General features: G+C 77.1%; 2 protein-coding genes and 1 pseudogene. All 3 read right to left on the bottom strand.

Annotated elements, in window-relative coordinates:
- Positions 1-56: 56 nt before the first annotated feature.
- Positions 57-809: a thioesterase II family protein gene (locus tag IH44_RS0139525; protein ID WP_051818312.1), complete on the bottom strand. Its 753-nt coding sequence runs from the start codon at positions 807-809 to the stop codon at positions 57-59.
- Positions 802-2076 carry an acetyl-CoA carboxylase biotin carboxylase subunit family protein gene (locus IH44_RS43525; protein WP_157852631.1) on the bottom strand — a complete coding sequence of 425 codons (1275 nt, stop codon included), beginning with the start codon at positions 2074-2076 and terminating at the stop codon, positions 802-804. The genes IH44_RS0139525 and IH44_RS43525 overlap by 8 nt, the downstream gene beginning before the upstream one ends.
- Before the next feature lie 29 nt (positions 2077-2105).
- A pseudogene (locus IH44_RS49600) lies at positions 2106-3208 on the bottom strand (hypothetical protein); the annotation flags it as partial.

The following is a 3208-nucleotide window of genomic DNA, read 5'->3' as shown; positions in this document are numbered from 1 at the left end:
GGCGGGTTCTCCGCGGGGGCCGGCGGGTTCCCAGCCCGAGGGGCGGGGCGAGGAGGTCAGCACGGGTGCTCCACGGAGGCGGCGGTGGCGGGGACGGGGGAGAGGGAGTGCCAGGTGCGGGCGAGGGCGGGCAGCAGGGCGGGGCCGTGCTCGGGCAGGGACATGTGGTCGCCCGGGTACTCGGTCAGTCCGGCGAAGCTGCCTGCGGTCCGCTGCCAGGCGGCGGCCTCGGACGCGGGCACCAGGCGGTCGGCGCGGGCGCGCCAGGCCAGTACCGGGAACGGGGTGCGGCCCGGCCAGTCGGGGCGGTAGGACTCGGCGGCCTCGACGTCCGCGCGCAGGGCGGGCAGCAGCAGTTCGCGCAGTTCCTCGTCCTGGAAGGCCGGGTGGACGAAGCCGGTGTTGTGCTCGACGGTCCGCAGGAACGCGTCGTCGGGCAGGCCGGTCGCGCGGCAGCCCAGTACGGTGCCGGGCGCGGCCGAGCCGCTGGCGCACAGCAGCAGGCGCGGGGGCTGCGGGGCCCGGGTGAGCAGCCGGGCCAGGTGGTAGGCCACCCAGGCGCCCAGGCAGTGGCCGAGCAGGACGCCCCCGCCGGGGCCGGCCAGGAGCGCGGAGACCTCGGGGTACAGGTGCTCGGCGGCCGCGGGCACGCTGTGGACGGGGGGTTCGGCGAAGCGGCGTTCGCGGCCGGGCAGGTCGATCGCGGTGAGGGCGAAGCCGGCCCGTTCGGCGGCGGCGCCCCAGGGGGCGAAGAAGCTCGCCCCCGCGCCGGCCGGGGCGAAGCAGACCAGGGGGACGAGGTCAGCCACGGTGGGCCGCCGCGGCCGCCAGGTCGTTCTCGAAGACGTTGCCGCTGTCCGCCCAGGCGCGCAGGCGCCGGTAGGAGGTGAGCAGTCCGTCGGCGTCGGGGGCGGTGGCGAAGACGGTCTGCACCCGGCCGAGCAGTCCGGCCCGGGCGTCCACCGGGGCGCCGACGGTGTGGTGCACGTCGACCCGCCAGACTCCGTCGATCGTGCCGGCGGTGTCCGCGTCCGCGAGGGCGGCGACCCGGCGGGAGCCCGGCGGCATCTGGGTGAAGAAGGCGAAGGAGATGTCCCCGTCGGTGACCGGGTGGCGGTCGGCGCGGCCGGTGGCGGAGTCGAGGGCGAGGCGGACCAGGTCCAGGCCGTTCGCGGTGCGGGTGAGTTGCGGGAGCAGTCCGCCGATGCGGCCGTTGACCTCGATGATCCGGGGGCCGTCGGGGGTCAGTTTGATCTCGGTGTGGCTGACGCCGGTCTGCACGCCGAGGGCGGCCAGGGCGTGCCGGGTCACCTCGCAGACCTGGGCGCGGACGGGTTCGGGCAGCAGGGAGGGGGTACAGGCGCCGCCCTCCAGCAGGGGCGGGTACATCGGCAGCCGGTCGGTCACCCCCAGGTGCCAGTACTGGCCGTCGCCCAGGGCGAGGGTCTCCACCGACACGTAGTCGGCCAGCCAGTCGGCGCCCGGGTGCCGGGTGCCCTGCATGCGCTCCTCGAGCAGCCAGCCGCTCTCCGCTCCGTGCGCGGTCTCCAGCGCGGTGTCGAGTCCGGCCGGGTCGGCGACGGTGAACACGTTGCGGCTGCCGCTGCCGGCGAGCGGTTTGAGCACGGCGGGGAAGCCCACCGCCCGGGCCGCCGCGGGGGCGTCGGCGGGGTCGGTGAAGGCGGCGAAGCGCGGCTGGGGGAGCCCGGCGCAGGCCAGGGCCTGGCGTTGCAGGTACTTGTCGGTCAGCCGCCGGGCGGTCTCGGGGCTGTGGTACGGCAGGCCCAGGCCCTCGGCGATCCCGGCGGTGCGGACCAGCAGTTCGTCGCGGAAGGCCACCACGCCGGCGACCCCGCGGGCGGCCAGGCCCGCGTGGGTCGCGGCGGCGTCCAGGCCGGCCGCGTCGAAGTACTCGACCAGCCCGTCGAGGGCCGCGACCTCGTGCGGCTCCCAGCGCTGCTCGCCGCCGTTCACGATCAGCAGCCGGTAGTCGGTGCCGGCGGCTTCGACCAGGTCCACCATCAGGTCGAAGGCGCCGCCCAGGCTCATGACCGCGACAACCGTACGCGTGTCCATCGCGCTCGCCATCCTCTTCGCTCCGTCCTTCATCCGGCCCGTTCGAACCGGTACACCGGCAGCCGTAGGCGGCGTCCGGGGGTGCCTTCGGTCAGTGCCACGGGGACGCCGTGGCACCACAGCCGGGCCACGGCCGTCAGGAGCCGGGTCCGTGGTGCGGCGTCGGCGTCGTTGCCGTCGTCGTCGGTGGTGTCGTCGTCGGTGGTGTCTGCGGTCAGGGGGACCACGATGTTGTCCGCGGACAACATTCCGGGCCGGGCGCCGACGCCGGTGTCGACGACGACGGTGCGGGTGCCGGGGGCGGTGGCCGGGACGCGGGGGCGACCGTCGGCCGACAGCAGGGCCGCGGCCAGTGCGGCCGGGTCGTCGACCGGGGCGGCCAGCGGGGTGCGGGCCGGGCCGGGGGAGAGCTCCCGCAGCAGGGCGGTGAGGCCGGCGGGGGTCGCGTCCGGGGCGGCCAGGGCCTCTGCCAGGCGCAGGCCGGCGGGGAAGTCGAGGGCGCCGGCGACGACCAGGGCCGTGACCAGTCCGGCGCCCGCGCCGGTCACCGCTGCCGGGGTCAGGCCCCGGTCGGTGAGTTCCTCGGCCAGGCCGAGCTGGGCGGCGAACAGTTCCACCGGGCCGGTCCGGCCGGGGGTGCCGGGCAGGCCCGCTTCCCGGGTCAGCCGGCGGGCGGAGGGCGAGCCGGCGAGGGCACGGGCGGTGGTGGTGTCGGCGGTGGTCCCGCCGAAGGACCAGATCACCCGGGCCGGGGCCTTGGGGTCCGTCCGGCCTTCGACGCCGGGGGTGCCGGGCAGCGGGGTGCGCAGGGCGCGGGCGGCCCGGTCGAGGTCGGTGGCGACCACGGCGTACCGGTGGTCGAGGGCTTCGCGGCCCTGCTGGAGGGTGGTGGCCACGTCCGCGAGGCGCAGGCCCGGGGTCCGTTCCAGGTGGTCCGCGAGGGCGGAGCGGATGGCGGCCAGGGCGGCTCCGTCCCGGGCGGACAGGACGAGGATCCGGGGGGTGGGGCCGGGGTGCGCGGTCGGGGCGGCCTCCGTGTTGTCCGCGGACAACACGGGTGCGGCGGGGCGGGTGTTGTCCGCGGACAACACGGCGGGCGAGGGGGGAATGTTGTCCGCGGACAACATCGGGG

It is taken from the genome of Kitasatospora sp. NRRL B-11411, from assembly GCF_000721345.1.
Classification (GTDB): domain Bacteria; phylum Actinomycetota; class Actinomycetes; order Streptomycetales; family Streptomycetaceae; genus Kitasatospora; species Kitasatospora cineracea.
Note: the sequence above shows the minus strand (reverse complement) of the source record. Positions and strands in the feature narration are given on the sequence as shown.